The sequence below is a fragment of the Waterburya sp. genome (genome assembly GCF_058530065.1).
In genome coordinates, this window is record NZ_JBZNBU010000205.1 from 1 (window position 1) to 1328 (window position 1328).

The following is a 1328-nucleotide window of genomic DNA, read 5'->3' on the forward strand; positions in this document are numbered from 1 at the left end:
ATGGAGGTTTACGAACCAGGTTCGGTAGAATTTCTGACTGAAGCTACTCGTAGGGCATTAACGAATACCAACCAAGGAAGGATTTTAATTAGCGATCGCACTGAAGGGGCGTATTTTAGCGATACTGTAACCTGGGAAAAAGATTTTAATCTTGATTCAGATGCTTATCAGGGAGTTCGCTCCTTTGAGATGGAGGCAGGAGACGAACTGGCTTTTATGTTAGTTCAGCACACTACAGTACAAAATATCTACCAACATCCCTATAGTACTTCTCAATGGGGTAAAAAAGTTCTCTTTTCCACCGATACCAATCAGGTAGCAGAAGTAGATAATAACGGTACTTTGGCTTTTGAAGATATCGTTGTTGGTTCTGGTAATTCAGACTACGATTACAATGATTTTATTTTTCAAGTAAAAGGTTTAGAAAGCAATAATACCGTCAGTTTTGATGAAGTAGTTAACCCTAATCGAGATTGGCGCAACACGGGAACGGGAGTAAATTTGCTAGCTTATGCCAATCGTACTTCTTTTAATGAGGGTGTATTTGAAGTTGGGGAAACTGGCGAAGTAACCTTTGACTATCTTTATGATGGCGGTTGGTTTCAAGGGGAATTAGCTGTCTTTAGCCTCGCAGGAATGGATATCTACGAACCAGGTTCGGATGCTTTCATTGCTGAGGCTACTCGTAGGGCATTAACCAACTCCGAACAGGGTTATATTTTAGCCAAAGATCGCACTGAAGGGGCGCGTTTTACCAAAAAAATGGACTGGGAAAATAACTTCAATCTCGATCCTGGTAGTTATCAAGGAGTAAAAACCTTCACCATGAACCCAGGGGAGAAATTTGCCTTTATGTTAGTGCAGCACACCACAGTTTCGGAAATTACCGATCCTAATAAAATTGGACAGTGGGGCAAAATGCCAATCTTCTCTACTCCTGAAGCCAATCCCGAATATGCCGAGGAAGGTTTGATGGTAGATGTAGATGGTAACGGTACCTATGCTTTTGAAGATGTTTTGGTTAATGGCGATCGCGACTATAATGATTTTGTCTTTCAAATTAAAGGTGCTAAGGGAGCAGTTTCCTCGATAGATTTCTATTCCAACAGCGATCGCGACTGGCGCGATACAACCGTAGGTCAAGAAATTTTAGAATATAGCAATCGAGCCTTATTTGATAAAGGAGTATTCCAGGTAAAAGAGTCGGGGGAAGTAATTATTGATTTTCTCTACGATGGTGGCTATTACGAAGGGGCGGAAGTAGGTATTTTTAGCCTCAATGGTATGGATATCTACGAAATAGGTTCAAATGCTTTTATTGAAGAGGC

At 41.0% G+C, this 1328-nt stretch carries 1 protein-coding gene; it reads left to right on the forward strand.

Annotation, left to right across the window (positions count from 1 at the left end; genetic code table 11):
• Positions 1–1328, forward strand: a 1328-nt coding sequence (locus AC33VI_RS12735) for a DUF4114 domain-containing protein (protein ID WP_491782641.1), incomplete at both ends; no start/stop codon positions are given.